Source organism: Acidovorax sp. (genome assembly GCF_046339755.1).
In the GTDB taxonomy this organism is placed as follows: Bacteria; Pseudomonadota; Gammaproteobacteria; order Burkholderiales; family Burkholderiaceae_C; genus Acidovorax.
In genome coordinates, this window is sequence record NZ_JBKDTZ010000286.1 from 1 (window position 1) to 18,546 (window position 18,546).

Annotated in this window: 21 protein-coding genes; 12 read left to right on the plus strand and 9 right to left on the minus strand. The window is 69.8% G+C overall.

The annotated features are described in order from the left end of the window. Positions 1–190: 190 nt before the first annotated feature. The 9 genes from ACK59X_RS24665 (at position 191) to ACK59X_RS24705 (ending at position 5,623) form a co-directional block, all read left to right on the plus strand. Entirely contained in the window at positions 191–601 is a 411-nt protein-coding gene (locus ACK59X_RS24665) for a DUF2306 domain-containing protein (RefSeq protein ID WP_409960986.1), read from the plus strand. A gap of 56 nt (positions 602–657) precedes the next feature. Further along, positions 658–1,233, plus strand: coding sequence for a DUF6622 family protein (locus ACK59X_RS24670; RefSeq protein WP_409960987.1), 576 nt, complete (start codon positions 658–660; stop codon positions 1,231–1,233). A 36-nt stretch (positions 1,234–1,269) separates the two neighbouring features. After that, a complete protein-coding gene (locus ACK59X_RS24675) occupies positions 1,270–1,566 on the plus strand; it encodes a 2TM domain-containing protein (protein WP_409960988.1) in 297 nt (98 codons plus the stop codon). 20 nt (positions 1,567–1,586) lie between these two features. Next, entirely contained in the window at positions 1,587–1,820 is a 234-nt protein-coding gene (locus ACK59X_RS24680; protein ID WP_409960989.1) for a hypothetical protein, read from the plus strand. 28 nt (positions 1,821–1,848) lie between these two features. Further along, the gene (locus ACK59X_RS24685) at positions 1,849–2,001 is read left to right on the plus strand and encodes a hypothetical protein (RefSeq protein ID WP_409960990.1); all 153 of its coding nucleotides are present in this window, start codon (positions 1,849–1,851) and stop codon (positions 1,999–2,001) included. A gap of 28 nt (positions 2,002–2,029) precedes the next feature. Next, entirely contained in the window at positions 2,030–2,326 is a 297-nt protein-coding gene (locus ACK59X_RS24690; RefSeq protein WP_409960991.1) for a 2TM domain-containing protein, read from the plus strand. Position 2,327: 1 nt separating this feature from the next. After that, a complete protein-coding gene (locus tag ACK59X_RS24695) occupies positions 2,328–3,416 on the plus strand; it encodes a sensor histidine kinase (RefSeq protein ID WP_409960992.1) in 1,089 nt (362 codons plus the stop codon). After that, on the plus strand, positions 3,413–4,240 hold the full coding sequence (locus tag ACK59X_RS24700) for a LytR/AlgR family response regulator transcription factor (protein ID WP_409960993.1): 828 nt from the start codon (positions 3,413–3,415) through the stop codon (positions 4,238–4,240). The genes ACK59X_RS24695 and ACK59X_RS24700 overlap by 4 nt, the downstream gene beginning before the upstream one ends. A 117-nt stretch (positions 4,241–4,357) precedes the next feature. Then, complete coding sequence (locus ACK59X_RS24705; RefSeq protein ID WP_409960994.1) at positions 4,358–5,623, plus strand: putative Na+/H+ antiporter; 1,266 nt, start codon at positions 4,358–4,360, stop codon at positions 5,621–5,623. 33 nt (positions 5,624–5,656) lie between these two features. On the opposite strand, the gene ACK59X_RS24710 is transcribed toward ACK59X_RS24705, so the two are convergent. Then, positions 5,657–6,268: a glutathione S-transferase family protein gene (locus ACK59X_RS24710; RefSeq protein ID WP_409960995.1), complete on the minus strand. Its 612-nt coding sequence runs from the start codon at positions 6,266–6,268 to the stop codon at positions 5,657–5,659. Positions 6,269–6,394: 126 nt separating this feature from the next. Here ACK59X_RS24710 and ACK59X_RS24715 point away from each other — a divergent pair, with 126 nt between their 5' ends. Together ACK59X_RS24715 and ACK59X_RS24720 are read left to right on the plus strand one after the other, a co-directional pair. Then, positions 6,395–7,381: a helix-turn-helix transcriptional regulator gene (locus ACK59X_RS24715; protein ID WP_409960996.1), complete on the plus strand. Its 987-nt coding sequence runs from the start codon at positions 6,395–6,397 to the stop codon at positions 7,379–7,381. Continuing rightward, a complete protein-coding gene (locus tag ACK59X_RS24720; protein ID WP_409960997.1) occupies positions 7,378–8,037 on the plus strand; it encodes an SMI1/KNR4 family protein in 660 nt (219 codons plus the stop codon). Before ACK59X_RS24715 ends, ACK59X_RS24720 begins: the two co-directional genes overlap by 4 nt. Before the next feature lie 4 nt (positions 8,038–8,041). Here the strand turns inward: ACK59X_RS24720 and ACK59X_RS24725 are convergent, their stop codons facing one another. The 5 genes from ACK59X_RS24725 to ACK59X_RS24745 are packed head-to-tail and all read right to left on the minus strand — an operon-like array spanning position 8,042 to position 12,324. Then, on the minus strand, positions 8,042–8,605 hold the full coding sequence (locus tag ACK59X_RS24725; RefSeq protein WP_409960998.1) for a TIGR00725 family protein: 564 nt from the start codon (positions 8,603–8,605) through the stop codon (positions 8,042–8,044). Beyond that, complete coding sequence (locus tag ACK59X_RS24730) at positions 8,565–9,377, minus strand: ABC transporter permease (RefSeq protein ID WP_409960999.1); 813 nt, start codon at positions 9,375–9,377, stop codon at positions 8,565–8,567. The genes ACK59X_RS24725 and ACK59X_RS24730 overlap by 41 nt, the downstream gene beginning before the upstream one ends. A gap of 15 nt (positions 9,378–9,392) precedes the next feature. Beyond that, positions 9,393–10,484, minus strand: a complete 1,092-nt coding sequence (locus tag ACK59X_RS24735; protein WP_409961000.1) for an extracellular solute-binding protein — start codon at positions 10,482–10,484, stop codon at positions 9,393–9,395. A 38-nt stretch (positions 10,485–10,522) separates the two neighbouring features. Next, positions 10,523–11,551: an ABC transporter ATP-binding protein gene (locus ACK59X_RS24740; RefSeq protein WP_409961001.1), complete on the minus strand. Its 1,029-nt coding sequence runs from the start codon at positions 11,549–11,551 to the stop codon at positions 10,523–10,525. Next, positions 11,548–12,324, minus strand: coding sequence for an ABC transporter permease (locus ACK59X_RS24745; protein ID WP_409961002.1), 777 nt, complete (start codon positions 12,322–12,324; stop codon positions 11,548–11,550). Before ACK59X_RS24745 ends, ACK59X_RS24740 begins: the two co-directional genes overlap by 4 nt. 181 nt (positions 12,325–12,505) lie before the next feature. On the opposite strand from ACK59X_RS24745, the gene ACK59X_RS24750 reads away from it, so the two are divergent. Next, the gene (locus ACK59X_RS24750) at positions 12,506–13,417 is read left to right on the plus strand and encodes a LysR substrate-binding domain-containing protein (RefSeq protein ID WP_409961003.1); all 912 of its coding nucleotides are present in this window, start codon (positions 12,506–12,508) and stop codon (positions 13,415–13,417) included. 17 nt (positions 13,418–13,434) lie between these two features. Here ACK59X_RS24750 and ACK59X_RS24755 read toward each other — a convergent pair whose 3' ends face one another. From ACK59X_RS24755 to ACK59X_RS24765, 3 genes are all read right to left on the minus strand, one after another. Further along, positions 13,435–14,889, minus strand: a complete 1,455-nt coding sequence (locus ACK59X_RS24755; RefSeq protein WP_409961004.1) for an efflux transporter outer membrane subunit — start codon at positions 14,887–14,889, stop codon at positions 13,435–13,437. Then, positions 14,889–18,029: an efflux RND transporter permease subunit gene (locus tag ACK59X_RS24760; RefSeq protein ID WP_409961005.1), complete on the minus strand. Its 3,141-nt coding sequence runs from the start codon at positions 18,027–18,029 to the stop codon at positions 14,889–14,891. The genes ACK59X_RS24755 and ACK59X_RS24760 overlap by 1 nt, the downstream gene beginning before the upstream one ends. After that, on the minus strand, positions 18,026–18,546 hold a 521-nt coding region (locus tag ACK59X_RS24765), incomplete at its 5' end, for an efflux RND transporter permease subunit (protein ID WP_409961006.1). The genes ACK59X_RS24765 and ACK59X_RS24760, both read right to left, overlap by 4 nt.

Below are 18,546 nucleotides of genomic sequence, written 5' to 3' on the forward strand. Positions count from 1 at the left end.
CACAGGGCCGTCAACAGCTGCCGATTATCCCTGCCCGCCCACCCTCGCCCGGCGCCAAAACACCTGCATTCCACGCCGGTCCACCGCATTTCGCGCCCCCGTCCGCGCATTCCGTCGCAGGCCGGTGGAAGGCCCGGGACGGGATCGGCACAGTACGCCCATCGACGCAAGCTGACCCCAGGAACCCACCATGCAGATCACCCCCGTCATCGCCATCCACATGGCCGCCGCGCTGGCCGCCCTGGCCATCGGCCCGCTGGCCCTGTGGGCCCGCCGCAGCCGCGCCCAGCGCCCGCGCCTGCACCGCGCCGCCGGGTACGCCTGGGTCACGCTGATGGTGATGGTCGCCGTATCGGCCGTCTTCATCAGCGGTGACAAGGGCCCGCGCCTCGCAGGCTTCGGCCTGATCCATCTGCTGGTGCCCATCACCCTGGGCTTCATCGCACTGTCCTTCCACTTCCTGGTGCGCGGCAATGTGACGGCGCACCGCCGCATCATGCAGGGCACCTATATCGGCTCCTGCCTGGTGGCAGGCGCCTTCACCCTGCTGCCCAACCGCCTGCTCGGCCAGTGGCTGTGGAGCCAGGTGGGAATCCTCTGAGCCCCGCCTCCACCCCCTCATTCCTCGACCCCATTTACCTCCAACGGAGCAACACCATGATCATCGACCTCCTGATCCACCACCCCGAAGCCCTCCCCACCGTGCTGCAGAAGACCCCCACCTGGGTCTGGGGCCTGCTCGCCGCGCTCGTCGCCCTGGGTGCCAGCCAGCTGGTGGCCCGCACCGCCAGCCTGACCCGCGTGGCCGTGATGCCCGTGGCCATGACCCTGTTCTCGGTCTATGGGCTGGTGTCGGCCTTCGGCAGCTCCGGCCAGGTGCTGGGCACCCTGGCCGCCTGGCTGGCTGCCGCCGCCATCGTGGCCACCCTCACCCTGGTGCTGCGGCCCGCCGTGCCCGCCGGCACCCGCTACCTGGCCGATTCGCGCAGCTTCCACATGCCCGGCAGCCCGCTGCCCCTGCTGCTGATCCTGGGCATCTTTCTGACCAAGTACCTGGTCGGCATCGAGATGGCCATGCAACCGGCCCTGGCCCACGACGCCACCTTCGACCTGGAGATCGCAGCCCTGTACGGCGTCTTCAACGGCTTGTTCATCGCCCGCTCGGCCCGCCTGTGGTGCCTGGCCCTGGCACCCCAGGCTGCACGCACGGCATCCGGCCACGCCGCCGCCTGACCCGCCCCTCGACCCATCACCCCAAGGAAAACCACCATGTCCCGCCGCTACCCCCTGTCCGACGACCCCATCGAGAACCTGGCGCGCAAGCGCGCCGGCGCCAAGCTGGGCTGGTTCATCCATGCCACCGTCTATGTGCTGGTCAACCTGCTGCTGGTATCGCTGTCGCTGTCCAGCGGCCGGCACTGGGCGGTGTTTCCAGCCGCCGGCTGGGGCATCGGCCTGCTGGTGCATGGCATGGTGGTGTTCTTCCTGGCCGGCGGCTCGAACTGGCACGAACGCATGGTCCAGGCCGAGCGCGAGCGCATCGTCCAGAACAACCACCGCGCCTGAGCACAGGCGAGGAGACCGCCATGCGCAAGTCCACCCACCTGGCACTGGCAGGCCTGCTGGCCCAGGCCGGGGTAGGCCTCAGGGAGATCGCCGCCCTGCTCTCGCCCCAGCCGCCCCTGGCCCGGATGTCCGACCTGGCCGTGCGCCTGCTGGGCGACCCGCCCCGCTTCGACCGCAGCCAGAAGCGCGCGGTGGACAGCAAGATCGTGCGCCACTTCGAGCAGCACCTGCTGGCTCCGGCGCCCGCCCGCTGACACCCAATGCCCCTACCGGAGCCTCTTCATGCTGACGATCGCCGCCACCCTGGCCCTGCTCGGCCTGCTGCCACCCGACCACCCGCTGCGCCTGGCGGGCGGCCGCACCTTGTCGGCCGCCGTGCTGGCCTGCGCCCTGCGGCTGCCCGGCGCAACCGCAGGACTGCGCCGCGCCGGATGAGCGCGTGCCCCCTAGAATCCCCCCATCCATGACCGCACCCCTGACCCCTGAAGCCATCGAGCAACTCGCCCGCAAGCGCGCCGGCGCCAAGCTCGGCTGGTACATGCATGCCATCCTGTTCGTGGTGGTCAACATCGTGGTGTTTTCCATGTCGCGCTACGGCTTCGGCAACCGGCCCTGGTCGGTATACCCGCTGCTGGGCTGGGGGTTGGGGCTGGCGCTGCACGGCGTCTCGGTGTTCGTGCTGGGCACCGGCAGCGGCCTGCGCGAGCGCATGGTGCAGAAGGAACGCGAGCGCCTGCTGCGCGATCGCGGCGATCACTGACATGGCCCCCGCCAGCGCGCTGCCCCTGAAGATCGACTGGATCGACAAGCTCCAGCGGCTGCTGCAGACCCTGGCCTTCTGCCTGGCGATCTCTGGCATCCAGTACGCCTTCCGGCCCGAGAAGCCCTACTACATCCCCGCCACCTACTCGCTGGCCATCGGCACCCTCACCTGGGCGCTGATCGACTTCGGCCGCCACCTGTTTCCCTCCAGCCACGAATACGGCTGGCCCAAGGGCTTTGCCGGCGTGGCGCTGCCCCTGGTCGGCATCGTGCTCGGCTACCTGGGCGGCACCCTGCTGGCCGACTGGTCGTGCGGTGTCTCGTCGTGGGATACCGAGGGGCGTGCGCAGTTGCGCATCTCCATCGGCATCACCGTGGTGGCGGGCACCGTCATCAGCTACTACTTCTATGTGAACGGCAAGAGCGCCTGGCTGCAGGCGCGCATGGCCGAGGTGCACAGCCAGGCCACCGAGGCCCAGCTCAAGCTGCTGGAAACCCAGCTGGAACCGCACATGCTGTTCAACACCCTGGCCAACCTGCGCGTGCTGATCGGCACCGACCCGGTGCGCGCGCAGGAGATGCTGGACCGCATGATCGCCTACCTGCGCGCCACGCTGAACGCATCGCGCAGCACCCAGCACCCGCTGGGCGACGAGTTCCAGCGCCTGGCGGACTACCTGGAACTGATGGCCGTGCGCATGGGCCCGCGCATGGCCTACACGCTGGACCTGCCGCAGGCGCTGCGCGATCTGCCCGTGCCCCCGCTGCTGCTGCAGCCGCTGGTGGAAAACGCCATCCGCCACGGGCTCGAGCCCGAGGTGGAAGGCGGCCACATCACCGTGCAGGCGCGCACCCAGAGCGGCCCTGAGGGCAGGACGCTGCTGGTGCTGCAGGTGAGCGACACCGGTGCCGGGCTGGGCGCCGCCCCGCAGCCGGCCGCCACCAGCCCTGGCACCAGCTTCGGCCTGGCCCAGGTGCGCGAGCGCCTGGCCACGCTGCACGGCGATGCCGGGCAGTTCACGCTGGCCGCCAACACCCCCAAGGGCACGCGCGCCACCATCACCTATCCCTTGTCCGCACCCGCATGACCACCACCCCACGCGCCCTGATCGCCGAAGACGAGCCCCTGCTGGCAGCGGCCCTGCAGCAGGAGCTGGCCCGTGCCTGGCCGCAACTGCAGGTTGCCGCCACCGTGGGCGATGGCCTCTCGGCCGTGCGCCAGGCCCTGGCCCTGCAGCCCGAGGTGCTGTTCTTCGACATCCGCATGCCGGGCCAAAGCGGGCTGGATGCCGCCGTGGAGCTGGCCGACGCCTGGCCCGCCGACAAGCCCTTCCCTGCCCTGGTGTTCGTGACCGCCTACGACCAGTACGCCGTGCAGGCCTTCGAGGCCCAGGCCGTGGACTACCTGCTCAAGCCGGTGCAGGCCGCGCGATTGCAGAAAACCGTGCAGAAGCTGCAGCAGGCCCTGGCCGCCAAGGCCCCTGCACCCGATGCGCTCGAAGCCACCATGGCCCAGCTGCGCCACCTGCTGGCCGCCCCCGGCGTCGCCGCGGCGGCACCGGCGGCCAGCCCGCCCGCCGCCGCCGCGCCCCTCACGGTGATCCAGGCCAGCAGCGGCAACCAGATCCACATGGTGCCGGTGGCCGAGGTGCTGTACTTCGAGGCGGCCGACAAATACGTGCGCGTGCTCACGGCCGCGCGCGAGTTCCTGATCCGCACCCCGCTCAAGGAACTCACCGAGCAGCTCGACACCAGCGTGTTCTGGCAGGTTCACCGCAGCACCCTGGTGCGCGCCAGCGCCATCACCACGGTCACGCGCGACGAGGCCGGCAAGCTGCACCTGGCGCTGGCGGGCCGGCCCGAGAAGCTGGCCGTGAGCCGGCTCTACGCGCACCTGTTCAAGGCGATGTAAGCCTTCTCTTGGGGCGTTTGGTAAAATAACCGCTGGGTGTACGCGCTGGAGGGGCGCGGCAGGTTCAGCGTCGGTCGGGCCGCCACGCGGTCTGTCTGCGTCTGGAAATTTCTGCCCATGCAACCCCAAGCCATCCACTGGATTGCCGCTGCCATCTTCGGCATCGCCCTGCTCCACACCTTTGCCGCCGGCCTGTTCGAGCACCTGGCGCACCGCTATCCCCGCCATTCCGGCCTGTTCCATCTGCTCGGCGAAGTCGAGGTCGTCTTCGGCTTCTGGGCCATCGTGCTGGTCCTTGCCATGGCCTTCGTCTCTGGCGGCAGCCAGGCACTGGACTACGCCGAATCGCGCAACTACACCGAGCCCCTGTTCGTCTTCGTGGTCATGGTGATCGCGGCTTCCAGCCCGGTGCTGCGCAGTGTGGTGGCCGTGGTGGACACCATGGCCCGGCACCTGCCCGTGCCCACGCCGCTGGCCAGCGCCTGGCTGGGCCTGGCGGCCGTGCCGCTGCTCGGTTCGCTCATCACCGAGCCGGCGGCCATGACCATCGCCGCACTGATGCTGGCGCCGCAGATCTTTCGCCGTGCCGTGCCCGACCGGGTGAAGTACTTCGCCCTGGGCACGCTGTTCGTCAACGTGTCCATCGGTGGCACGCTCACCTCCTACGCCGCACCCCCAGTGCTCATGGTGGCCAGCACCTGGCAGTGGGACAGCGCATTCATGCTGGTTACCTTCGGCTGGAAGGCGGCCCTGGCCGTGCTGGTCAACGCCACGGCCTGCACCTTCGTGCTGCGCAGCCACCTGCGGCCCGCGCCGGGAGAAGAAGGCACGGCTGAGCCCGCACAGCCGGCCGTGCCCCTGGCCGTGGTGGCCGTGCACCTGGGTCTGCTGGCTGCCGTGGTGGTGTTCGCCCACCACCCGGTGGTGTTCCTGGCGCTGTTCCTCATGTTCCTGGGCTACACCCAGGCCTATGCACAGCACCAGACGCCGCTGATCCTCAAGGAAGCCCTGCTCGTGGGTTTCTTCCTTGCGGGCCTGGTGGTGCTGGGCGGCATGCAGCAATGGTGGCTGCAGCCCATCGTCTCGGGCCTGCAGCCGCTGGCCCTGTTCGCAGGCGCTCTGGGCCTGACGGCCATCACCGACAACGCGGCCCTGACCTACCTGGGCTCGCTGATCGAGGGCATCTCCGATCCGGCCAAGTACATGCTGGTGGCCGGCGCCGTGGCCGGCGGCGGCCTCACGGTGATCGCCAACGCGCCCAACCCGGCCGGTGTGGCCCTGCTCAAGGGCGGGTTCACGGACGGCAGCGTGGGCGCGGTGGGCCTGCTGCTGGGGGCGCTGCTGCCCACGGCCGTGGCGGCGGCCGCGTTCCTCGTGCTATAGGGCAACGCAAAACCAAGTCTTCGCGTCGCCCGATCAATCCGCCTTGAGCTGCATGGCGGGCCGCGCCTGCACCCGCTCCAGCCAGGCCTGCACATGCGGGTGGGCGGCCACGGGGGCGCCGATGAAGGCGCTGTAGCCGATGACCGCGCCCACGATCAGGTCCACCAGCGAATAGTCCGCGCCCAACATCCAGGGCTGGGCGGCCAGGCGTGCGTCGAGCACGGCCAGCAGTTGGTCCAGGCCCTTGCGCGCGGCGTCCGCCCAAACCTCGCTGCGCAGCGCCACGTCGCCCTGCGTGGACAGTTGCAGGCGCACCAGCACGGCGCCATAGGTCACATAGGCCCAGGTCGCCCAGGACATGGCCTGCATCCTTTCGGGCGTGCCGTCCTCGGGCCACATGCCGCGCTCCACGCCGTACTTGCCGGCCAGCCAGAAATGGATCGCCAGGGTCTCGAACATGGGGTTGCCGTCCACCACCACGGTGGGCACCTTGCCATTGGGGTTCAGGGCCAGGAACTCGGGGCGGCGCTGGTCGCCGGCCTGCAGGTCCAGCGTGACGCGTTCGTGCGGCAGGCCGAGCTCGACCAGGGCGTTGGCAATGGGGGTGGCGCTGGACATGGGGTGCCAGTAGAGGACGATGGACATGGAAAACTCCTTGAAGTCGGGTTTTTGAGAGGTTCAAACCGTTTCGGCACTGCGCCGTGAACGTGGATGCAATGTAGGATGCATTGCGGACAGATTCCGCCCTCGATTCAACATACAGTCGATTCCATGCTGTCCTCGTCCTCCCGCCTCCTGCGTGTGCTCTCCCTGCTGCAGACCCGCACCCACTGGGCCGGCCCCGAACTGGCCGAGCGCCTGGAGATCCACCCCCGCACGCTGCGCCGCGACATCGACCGCCTGCGTGAGCTGGGCTACCCCATCCACGCCAGCAGCGGCGTGGCCGGCGGCTACGCCTTCCGCGCGGGCCAGGCCTTGCCGCCACTGCTGCTCGACGACGAGGAAGCCCTGGCGGTGGCGATCGCCCTGCGCATGGCCACGGCAGGCACCGTCGGCGGGGTGGAGGAAAGCTCGCTGCGCGCCCTGGTCAAGCTCGAGCAGGTGATGCCTTCGCGCCTGCGCAAGCGCATCGACGCACTGCGCTCGGCCATCCTGCCCACCGAGCACATGGGCCCCACGGTGCAGGCGGCGGCGCTCGCCGTGCTGGCCGCTGCCTGCCGCGACCAGTTGCGGGTGGAGTTCGCCTACCTGGACGCCAAGGGCCAGGCCAGCCAGCGCTCGGTGGAACCCCAGGGCCTGGTGCACACCGGCCAGCGCTGGTACCTGGTGGCCTGGGACCCGGCGCGCGGCGACTGGCGCAGCTTCCGCGTGGACCGCATCGTGGGCGATGCGGCGGCCGGCGCCCACTTCGCCCCGCGCCCCGGGCCGGACGGAGGCGATCTCCGGGCCTATGTTGCGCGCTCGGTGGCGCTGTCGCAGTTCCCGGAGCAGGCGCGCGTGGTGCTGCACCAGCCGCTGGCCACCATGGCGCGGCGCATCCCGGCTTCGGCCGGCGTGCTGCAGGCCCTGGACGCGGAGCGCTGCGTGCTGGCCTGCGGTGCGCACCAGCAGGGCACGCTGGTGTACTGGCTGCTGGCGCTGCAGGTGGAGTTCGAGGTGCTGGAACCCCAGAGCCTGCGCGAGTATTTGCAGGCCTCCACAGAACGCGTGGCGCGCGGCCTGGCGCGTGGGTCTGGCACCATGGCACCTTCGCCATGAGCACCGAAGCCCCCATGCCGCACCTGCCCTACCCCGAACTGTTCCAGATGCTCGGCCGCACGCTGCGGCCCATGGACGCGGTGGACCCGCATGCCATCGACAAGGCCGAGCAGGCCCTGGACCTGGCCGCGCCGCAGGCGCTGCGCGACTTCTACCTTCTGGCCGGCAACGCGCGCGATTTCACCGCGGTGTACGACCAGTTCCTGCTCCCTGCCGACTGGAGCCTGCAGGAGGACAAGCTGGTCTTCGTGGAAGAGAACCAGGACGTGGTGCGCTACGGCGTGGACTGCGGGCCCGATGCCGGCGACGACCCGCCGGTATGGATCACCACCACGGGCCATGCCACCGAGTGGCACCGGGTGTGCGACAGTTGCTCGGAGTTCATCGCCACCATGCTGGCCTGGCAGTGCAGCTTCGGCAAGGCCCTGCCGCATGGCGCATCGGGCCTGGCCGGGCCCGGTACCGAGGCGGCGCTGAAGGCCGGCTGGCACTTTGTGGGAACGGTCAACGAAATGCGCGCCTATGTGCAGCCCGGCCACGCCGCCTGCGTGGTGGAATGGAGCGACGGCCTGCGCGTCTTCGTGGGCGCGCTCAGCGACGACGCGCTGTGGGCGCTGGAAGATGCGCTGGATCTGTCCTTGGAATCCGAGGACTGAGCCGCTACGCCAGAAGGCAGGCCAGCACTTTGGCCAGCAAATCGTTCACATCGGCGGCCGGCACGGCACCGGGCAACTGCACGCCGCCGTAGAGCTCGAACACCGGCTTGCCCCACTTGAGGCCCAGGGCCATCTCCGACAGGGTGCCCAGGTTGCTGCCGATGGCCACCAGGCACACGCCGCTGCGCGCGATGATGGCGTTGCGCATCTCGCCCATGCCGGTGGGCACGGCCACACTCAGCCATTCGTTGGCGTTGGCGTCGTCGTCCTCGGGCAGGATGCCCACGGCCATGCCGCCGGCCTCGGTCGCGCCGCGCGATGCGGCGGCCATGACACCGCCGCGCCCGCCGCAGATGACCACCATGCCGGCGCCGGCCAGCGCATGGGCCACGGCATGGGCGGCGGCGCACTCGGCCTCGCCCGCATCGCCGGGCCCGATCACGGCCACGGGCTGGCGGTGGCGCCCCGGGCTTTTCTGCTTCAGGGCCAGGCGCTGCAGCGCCTGCAGCAGCGGCACCGGCCACGCTTCAATGGCCTGCACGGCGCTCGCGCTTTCGCGTAAAGACATCACCCACTCCCATCACCACCACACACACCACCATCAGCACCAGCGACAAAGCCGCCGCCACCGCGAAATCCGAGCCGCCATCGCTGACCTGGGCCAGCAGCATCAACGGCAGGATGTTGAGCTGCGTGCCCACCAGCGCCAGCGCGGTGCCATAGGTGACCATGGCAATGGCGGCCACCATGCAGGCGCTCGAAAGCACCGAGGGCGCCACCTCGGGCACCACCGTGTCCCAGAAGGCCCGCGCGCGCGATGCGCCCAGCGTGCGCGCGGCCTGCGCGGGGCGCAGGTCCAGGTTGGCGAACACCGGGTACAGCGACAGCGCCACGCGCGGGATCAGGTAGTAGGCATAGGCCACGCCCAGGCCCGAGACGCTGTAGATCCAGCTGCCGATCACCGCCGGGTCGCCGCCCAGGCCCGCCAGCAGCTGCGTGACGAAGCCCGCGCGCCCGAAGGCCAGGATGAAGCCATAGGCGATCACCAAGCCTGAGAAGGCCAGCGGCAATCCCAAGAGGGCCATCATCCACTGGCGCCGCGCAGCGGGCTGGCGCGCCAGCTCGATGGCGATGCAGGTGCCCGCCAGCGCCGACACCGCGCCCGCTGCCAGCCCCAGGGCCAGCGTGTTGCGCAGCGCACCCATGAACAGCGGGTTGCCGAACAGCCGCCCGAAGGCGCTGGCGCCATCGCCAAAGGCCTCGGGCAGCAGCGCCGCCAGGGGCACCGCGAAGAAGAGCGCCATGAAGGCCCATGCGGGCCAGGCGCCGAAGCGTCGCATGCGGGCCGGCCCCTCTTACTTGCTGCCCAGCGCGGCCTGCGCCCACAGGCGGTCCACGTCGGCCTTGCGCTCGGAGGCTTTCACCACATCGAGCGGGCGGATCTGCGGGGCGGCCGGCATCTTGGCGGCCACGTCGGCAGACAGCGGCGTGCCGGGCACGGCGGGGCGCACAAAGCCCTGGGCAAACAGCGACTGGCCGGCTTCGCTCATGATGAAGTTGAGCCAGAGCTTGCCGGCATTGGGGTTGGGCCCGTTCTTGACCAGGCTGATCGCATAGGGCGCAGCCACGCTGGCTTCCTTGGGGATGACCACCTCCACCGCATCTCCCATACCGTCCACGTGCTTGGCCTTGAGGCCATCGTTCTCGTAGCTGATCCACACGGGGATCTCGCCCTTGAGGAACTTGGCGTAGGGCGTGGTGCCTTCCACACGCAGCACGTTGCCGGCGGCATGCAGCCTGCCCAGGTAGTCGGTGCCGGGCTGCACGTTGTCCACGCTGCCGCCGTTGGCATACGCAGCGGCAAAGGTCAGCACCTGGCCGATGCCGGTGGAGCGCGGGTCCAGGTAGACCACGGTGTTCTTGAACTCGGGCTTGAGCAGGTCGGCCCAACCCGTGGGCACGTTCTTCACCAGCTTCTTGTTGACCAGGAAGGCGATGTTCAGCGTGTGGATGGTGAACCAGCGGCCCTCGGCCTCGCGGAACACGGGCGGCAGCTTGTCGAAGTTGACGGGCTTGAAGGGCGCGACCACGTCCTTCTTCGCCGCATCCACGGCCGAGGCGGCGAAGTAGTAGGCCGTGTCGGCCTGCGGGCGGCGTTTGGTCTTTTCCAGCGCGACCACGGTGGCGGCCGAGCCGATGTCGTTGTAGGTCAGCTCGATCTCGGGGTAGCGCTTCTTGAAGTCGCGGAACAGCGACTTCCAGTTGGCCCACTCGGGCCCAGTGTCGAATGAGACGCACAGCCCCTCCTTCTGCGCCTCGGCGTACAGGGCCTTTTCGCCCGCATAGAGCTCGGGGCCGTCGAAGGCAAATGCGGTGCGGGCGGCGAGCGTCGCGAATGACAGTGCTGGCAGTGCGCCGGCGGCCTGGATCAGTTGTCTGCGTTGCATGGTGAAGGCTCCTCGGTGGGAATGGTTCGGGAAGGAAATCAAAGGTCGAGCAGGCGGATGTGCTCCGGGGCGATGGCAATCGCTTCGGCGGCCGGCAGGGCCGACTCGGCGAGAAACGGCTTGCCCGCACCGGGCACTTCAAAGTCGTAGCGCGTGAGCGCGCCCAGGTAGCGCTGGGCACCGGTGCGTCCCTCCAGCCGGTTCACGCTGCCCGGCGCAGGGTCGGGGCGCACATGCTCGGGACGCACCATCGCGTGCAGCGCCGTGCCCACGGCGCGGGCGCCCGTGTGGGCGATGAGCTCGGCAAAACCCAGGTCCACCCGGCCCGGCGCGCTGACCTTGCCCGGCAAGATGGTGGACAGCCCCACGAATTCGGCAACCGCGCGGCTCGCGGGCTGCTCGTAGAGTTCGCGCGGCGTGGCGATCTGCAAGAGGCGCCCGTCCTTGAGCATGGCCACGCGGTCGGCCATGACCAGGGCTTCCTCCTGGTCGTGCGTGACCAGCAGGGTGGTGGCACCAAAGCGCTGCTGGATGGCGCGGATCTCGTCGCGCAGGTGGCCACGCACGCTGGCGTCCAGGGCCGAGAGCGGCTCGTCGAGCAGCAGGGCCTGCGGGTCGATGGCCAGGGCCCGCGCCAGCGCCACGCGCTGCTGCTGCCCGCCCGAGAGCTGGGCGATGCCGCGCTGCGCGTAGCCCGCCAGGCCCACGATGTCGAGCAGCTCCCGCGCGCGCCGGTGGCGCTCGGCCACGATCACCTTGCGCAGCTTGAGGCCGTAGGCCACGTTGTCCAGCACCGACAGGTGCGGGAACAGCGCATAGTTCTGGAACACCATGCCCATGCGGCGCTGGTGCACGGGCATCGCCGACATGTCCTGCCCGCCAAAGACGATGCGGCCCGTGTGGCCGGTTTCCAGGCCCGACACCAGCTTGAGCAAGGTGGACTTGCCCGAGCCGCTGGGGCCGATCACCGCCACCAGCTCGCCGGCGCGCACGTCCAGGGACACGGCGTGCAGGCCCTGCGTGCTGCCGGGGTAGTGGTAGCTGACGTTGTCGAGGACAAGGCTCATGGGTGCTCTTTGCGGGCTTGGACGAGGGAAGAGGACAGCAGCGCCGACGCGCCCGCCAGCACCAGCAGGACCACCGTGGCGGCGCAGGCAAAGCCCGTGGCACCGTAGAAGGCCTGCAGCAGCACGACCGGGTAGGTGCGGTTCTGGAAGCTGGTGAGCAGGTTGGACACACCGAACTCGCCCACCGAGATGGCCGCCACCATGACCAGGCCGCTGAGCAGGCTCTGGCGCAGGCTGGGCAGCACGATGCCACTGAACTGCTGCCAGCCCGAGGCGCCCAGCGTGGCGGCGGCCTGCTCCAGCCGGTGCAGGTCCAGGTGGCGCAGATCGGCCAGCAAGGTGTTGGTGAGGTAGGGCAGCGTGAGGATGGCGTGCGCCGCGATGAGCAGCGGCATGGAGCCCAGCCAGGGCGCCAGGTCGGTGTTGAACATCACCATGTAGCCGAAGGCCAGGGTGATGGCAGGCACGGCCACGGGCATGGCGCTCACGATGCGCGCCGCCAGGCCACCGCCGCGCCGCGCGCCGTGGTAGAGCGCATAGGCCAGCGGCAGGGCCAGCACGGTGTTGATGGCGCAGGCCGAGAGTGCCACCACCAGGCTGCTCACGAAGTACTTGAGGAAAGAGCTGTCCAGCCCCAGGTACTGGTACCACTGTCCGGTGACGCCGCTGGGCAGCAACGTATTGGTCCAGCTGCCGCCCACGCTGCCCACCAGCAGCAGCGCGATGGGCAGCAGCAGGTACACGCCGTAGACGATGGAAATACCGCGGATCACCTTGTTGCCTCCAATGCCCCAATTACCGGCATACTTTCCGCATGCGCCAGTGTTCGCCGCAGGCTTGCTGCAGCACCTGCCCAAATTCTAGGGAGAGACCGCCCCATGATGGCTGAAACCTGGATGAGGACACTTGAGCAATTGGAAAACGTTTTTCACACAGCTTTCACCAACCCCGGCTATGAAGCGCGACTGCCCCACCATCCAGGAACTGCTGGCCTTCGACGCCGTGGCACGCCACCAGAGCATCACCCTGGCCGCGGGCGCGCTGTGCATCACGGCCAGCGCGGTCAGCAAGCAGGTGGCGGGGCTGGAGGCCTTCCTGGGCCGGCAGCTGCTGCAGAAGAACGGGCGCGGCGTGGAGCTCACGCCCCAGGGCCGCGTGTACTGGCAGAAGATCTCGGGCGGGCTGCGCGCCATCGAGGCCGCGACCTTCGAGGCCCGCTCGGGCGATGCCGGGGCGGGCCTGCTCACGCTGGCCAGCGTGCCCACCTTCCTCACCAAATGGCTGATCCCGCGGCTGCCGGCCTTCAGCCAGCAAAGCCGCCATGTGATGCTGAGCTTCAGCCGCCACCTGGAGCCCAGCGACGGCATACCGGCCGGCGTGGATGCGGCCATCCGCTACGGCCCCGACGGCTGGCCGGGCGTGGTGTCCGAGTACATCGCAGGTCGCGAGTTCGTGCTCATCGTGGCGCGCAGCCTGGTCGAGGGCCGCCACCGCATCGCCCAGCCCACCGACCTCCTGGGCCACACCCTGCTGCACCACGAGGGCGCGCCCACCGCCTGGCGGCAGTGGGCCGCACAGCACGGTGTGCCCGAGGTGCAGACCCTCGCAGGCCCGCGCTTCGCCCAGTACTCGGCCCTGATCCAGGCGGCGCTCAACGGCCTGGGCATCGGGCTGGTGCCGGCCCTGCTGGTGCAAAAAGAATTCGCCGAAGGCTCGCTGCTCAGCCCCTGCGGCAGCCCTGTGCGCGTGGACCAGGGCCACTACCTGTGCTACCGGCCCGACCGGCTGGACCTGCCGGCCTTCGCCGCTTTCCGCGAATGGATTCTGGGCGAAGGCGCGCAGTCGCGCGGCGCGTCGGCGGACTGACGGCTACCCAGGGAGCGTCAGCGCGCCAGAGGCTCCCAGTTGCCCGCCACGTTCTTGAGCAAGGTGTTCACGGCCACCAGGCGGCGGTTCTTCACGTCGATCAGGCTGCGCTGCGAGGACAGCACCGAGGCCTGGGCCGTGATCACATTGAGAAAGCCCACGGTGCCCGCGCGGTACTGGTTGTTCACCACGTCCAGCGCGCGCTGGGAGGCGGCCAGTGCCTCGGCCTGCAGCTGCTGCTCCTGGGCCAGGGCGGTGGCGGCGGTGAGGTTGTCCTCCACCTCCTGCAGGGCCGTGAGCACCGTCTGGCGGTATGCGGCGGCGGCCTGCTCGTTGCTGGCGCGGGCCGATTCCACGGCGGCATTGCGCGCGCCACCGTCGAACAGCGACACCGCCAGCGCCGGCCCCAGCGACCAGAACAGGTTGGGCGCGCTCAGCAGCTTGGACAGCTCCGAGCCCCGGTAGCCCGCCGAGCCCGAGAGCGTGAGCGCCGGGAAAAAGGCCGCGCGCGCCACGCCGATCTGCGCATTGGCGGCGGCCACGCGGCGCTCGGCCGCGGCAATGTCGGGGCGGCGCTCCAGCAGTTGCGAGGGCAGTTGCGCTGGCACCGCGGGCGGGGCCGGCAGCTCGGCCGTGGCCGGCAGGCTGAAGGCCGCGGGCGCCTGGCCCACCCGGGCGGCGAGCGCGTGTTCGAGCTGGCTGCGGTTGGTCTCGGATTCGAGCAGTTGCACCTGGGTGCCCTTGTACTGGGCCTCGGCCTGGGCCACGTCGGCCAGCGAAGCCACGCCGGCCGCCTGGCGGTTGCGCGTGAGCTCCCAGCTGCGGGCATAGGCGTCCAGCGTCTCGCGCAGCAGCCGGGCCTGGGCCTCGGCGGCGCGCAGCGCAAAGTAGGTCTGCGCCACCGTGGCCTGCACCGACAGGCGCATGGCGGCCAGGTCGTCGGCACTGGCCTGGGCGCTGGCGCGCGCGGCATCCACCGGGCCCGAGATGCGGCCCCCCAGGTCCAGCTCCCAGCTGGCGTTCAGGCCCAGCGAATGGCTGGTGCTGATGCGCGCATTGCTGCTGCCGTCGGCCTGCAGCGTGCTGCCGCTGCGCGAGCGCGAACTGCTGGCGCTGGCCCCCAGGCTCGGCAGCAGGCTGGCGCTGCTGCTGGCCACCGCCGCCTGCGCGGCGCGCAGCCGCGCCACGCTCTGCGCAATGTTCTGGTTGCCGGCAGCGGCCTGCTGCTGCAGGGCATCGAGCGTGGCATCGCCATACAGCGACCACCAGGCAACCGGCACGGCCTGGTCGCCGCCGGGCTGGGCCGGCTGCCACAGGCCCTGGGCCGCAGCGCTGCTCTCCTTGAAGGCTGGCGGGATGTCCATGGCCGGGCGCTCGTAGGCCTGCTTGCTGGCGCAGGCGCCGAGCAGCGCCAGCACCGCGAGCGAAAGCGCCAGGCGTGCAGGAATGGAAGGGGCGTGAGGGGAAGGCATCAATCTTTTCCTTGAAGCGCCACGGCAGGTCCCTGTACGGGATGCTGCGGCCTGCGCCAGCGGCGCACCGTGCGCAGCACGCGGGCGCGCAGGCGGTCCAGCGCCACGTAGACCACGGGCGTCGTATAGAGTGTGAGCACCTGGCTGAACAGCAGCCCGCCCACGATGGCGATGCCCAGCGGCTGGCGCAGCTCGGCGCCATCGGCCCGGCCCAAAGCCAGCGGCAGCGCGCCGAAGATGGCGGCCATGGTGGTCATGAGGATGGGGCGCAGGCGCAGGTTGCAGGCGCGGTAGATGGCCTGGGCCGCGCTCACGTGGCCGCCACGCTGGCGCACCAGCGCGAAGTCGATCATCATGATCGCGTTCTTCTTGACGATGCCGATGAGCAGGATCACCCCGATCAGCGCGATCAGCGAGAACTCGGTCTTGAACAGCATCAGCGCCAGCAGCGCCCCCACACCGGCCGACGGCAGGGTGGAGAGGATGGTGAGCGGGTGCACCAGGTTTTCGTACAGGATGCCCAGCACCAGGTAGATGGTGATGATGGCCGCCAGGATCAGCAGCGGCTGGCCCGCCAGCGCGTCCTGGAAGGCACCCGCCGTGCCGCCGAAGGTGCCGCGGATGCTGACCGGCACGCCCAGTTCGGACACTGCGTTGTGGATGGCATCCGTGGCCTGCGAGAGCGAGACGTTCGGTGCCAGGCTGAAGCTCACCGTGCTGGCCGGCGTGCCCCGGTCGTGGCTGACCGACAGCGGCGTATTCGTCTGCGTGATGCGCGCGAACGCCGTGAGCGGTATCTGCTGGCCCTGGTTGTTCACGAAGAAAAAGCTGCGCAGGGTCTCTGGGTCCTGCAGGTACTGGGGTGCGGCCTCCATCACCACGCGGTACTGGTTGAGCGGGTTGTAGATCACGCCCACCTGGCGCTGGCCGAAGGCATCGTTCAGCGTGGCATCGATGGTGGCAACGGTGAGCCCCAGGCGCGTGGCCGCATCGCGGTCGATCACCAGCGTGGTCTGCAGGCCGTAGTCCTGCACGTCGCTGTTCACGTCCTCCAGTTCGGGCAGCTGCGACAGGGCCTGGCGGATGCGCGGCTCCCAGGTGCGCAGCTCGGCGATGTCGTCGGCCTGCAGCGTGTAGTCGAACGAGGCGCTGCTCTGCCGCCCGCCGATGCGGATGTCGCGCTGGGGGGTCATGAACAGGCGCGCGCCCGGCTCGTTCTTGAGCTGCTCGCGCAGCCGCGCGATCACTGCGTCCGAGCTCTCCTGCCCCGGCCCGCGCTTGAGCGACATGAACATCTGCGCCGCATTGCGCTGCCAGCCCCCCGTGAAGCCGGTGACATGCTCCACGGCCGGGTCGGCCTGCACGATGGCCAGAAAGCGCTGCAGCCGCTGCTCCATGGCCTGGAACGAGGTGGCCTGGTCGGCGCGGATGAAGCCCGAGATGCGGCCCGTGTCCTGCTCGGGCATGAAGCCCTTGTCGATGGCGGTGTAGAGATACACGTTGCTGGCCACCACGCCGGCCAGCACCAGCAGCACCACGGGCTGGTGGCGCAGGCACCAGGCCAGGCTGCGGCGGTAGCCGCGCAGGCCGCGCTCCTGCAGCTGGTCCACCCAGCGCGAAAAGCGCGCCCAGCGGGTTCGGCTCGGTGCCTTGGGCGCCCGGTGCTGCTTGAGCAGGGCCGCGCACATCATGGGCGTGGTGGTCAGCGAGACCAGCAGCGACACCAGGATGGCCGCCGACATGACGATGGCGAACTCGCGAAAGAAGCGCCCCACGATGCCGCCCATGAACAGAATGGGCACGAACACCGCGATCAGCGAGATGCTCATGGACACCACGGTGAAGCCGATCTCGCGCGCGCCGTCGAGCGAGGCCTGCAGCGCCGTCTTGCCGCGCTCCATGTGGCGCATGATGTTCTCCAGCACCACGATGGCGTCGTCCACCACGAAGCCGGTGGCCACGGTGAGCGCCATCAGCGAGAGGTTGTCGAGCGTGTAGCCCGCCAGGTACATGATGCCGAAGGTGCCCGCCAGCGACACCGGCACCGCCACGCTGGGGATGAGCGTGGCGCGCGCATTGCGCAGGAACAAAAACACCACCATGATCACCAGCGCCACGGCGATCAGCAGGGCGTTCTCCACCTCCTTGACCGAGGCGCGCAGCGTGGGCGTGCGGTCGGAGACGATCTCGATGTCGATGGCCGCCGGGATGGATGCCTTGAGCGCCGGCAGCAGCGAGCGCACGCGCTCCACCGCTTCGAGGATGTTGGCGCCGGGCTGCTTGTACACCTGCAGCAGGATGGCCGGCTTGCCATTGGCCACGCCGAAGTTGCGCACATCCTGCACCGAATCCGTCACCTGGGCCACGTCGGCCAGGCGGATGGCGTTGCCGTCCTTCCAGCGCAGCACCAGCGGCGCATAGTCGGCCGCCACGCGGGCCTGGTCGTTGGCAGCCACCTGCCAGTAGTGGTCCTCGCGCTCCACCGATCCCAGCGGCCGGTTGGCGTTGGTGCTGGTGATGGCCGCACGCACCTGCTCCAGCGAGACACCGTTGGCCGCCAGGCGCAGCGGGTCGAGCTGCACGCGCACGGCGGGCAGCGCGCCACCGCTGATGGACGCCTGGCCCACGCCCTCGACCTGCGAGAGCTTTTGCGCCATGACGGTGGAGGCCGCGTCGTACATCTGCCCGCGCGTGAGCGAGTCGGACGTGAGCGCCAGGATCATGATGGGCGAATCCGCCGGGTTCACCTTGCGGTAGGTCGGGTTGCTGGGCATGCCCGTGGGCAGCAGCGTGCGCGAGGCGTTGATGGCTGCCTGCACGTCGCGCGCAGCGCTGTCCACCGTGCGGCTCAGGTCGAACTGCAGCGTGATGGAGGTGCTGCCCAGCGTGGAGCGCGAGGTGATCTCGTTGACGCCCGCAATGGCGCCCAGGGCCCGCTCCAGCGGCGTGGCCACCGTGGCGGCAATGGTGTCGGGGCTGGCCCCGGGCAGGCTGGCCGAGACCGATATGGTGGGGTAGTCCACCTGCGGCAGCGGCGCCACGGGCAACAGGAAGTACGACACCGCCCCCGCCAGCGCCAGCCCGATGGTGAGCAGCATGGTGGCGATGGGCCGGTGGATGAAGGGGGTGGACAGGCTCACACCGCTCCCTCGGCATGTGCCACCTTGGCTGCGCGCCGTGCGCGCCAGCGCTCGGCCGCGTTCTCGAAGGTCAGGTAGATCACCGGCGTGGTGAACAGCGTGAGCAACTGGCTCACGATGAGGCCGCCGACCATGGTCACGCCCAGCGGATGGCGCAGCTCGCTGCCCACGCCCGTGCCCAGCATCAGCGGCAGCGCGCCCAGCAGGGCCGCCAGCGTGGTCATGAGGATGGGGCGAAAGCGCAGCAGGCAGGCCTGGTAGATGGCCTCGCGGGGCGCCATGCCATGCCGGCGTTCGGCGTCGAGCGCGAAGTCGATCATCAGGATCGCGTTCTTCTTGACGATGCCGATCAGCAGGATCACGCCGATGATCGCGACGATCGACAGCTCCGAGCCGGCGAGGATCAGCGCTGCCAGCGCGCCGATCGCCGCAGAGGGCAGCGTCGACAGGATGGTCACCGGATGGATGAAGCTCTCGTAGAGCACGCCCAGCACGATGTACAGCGTGACGATCGCCG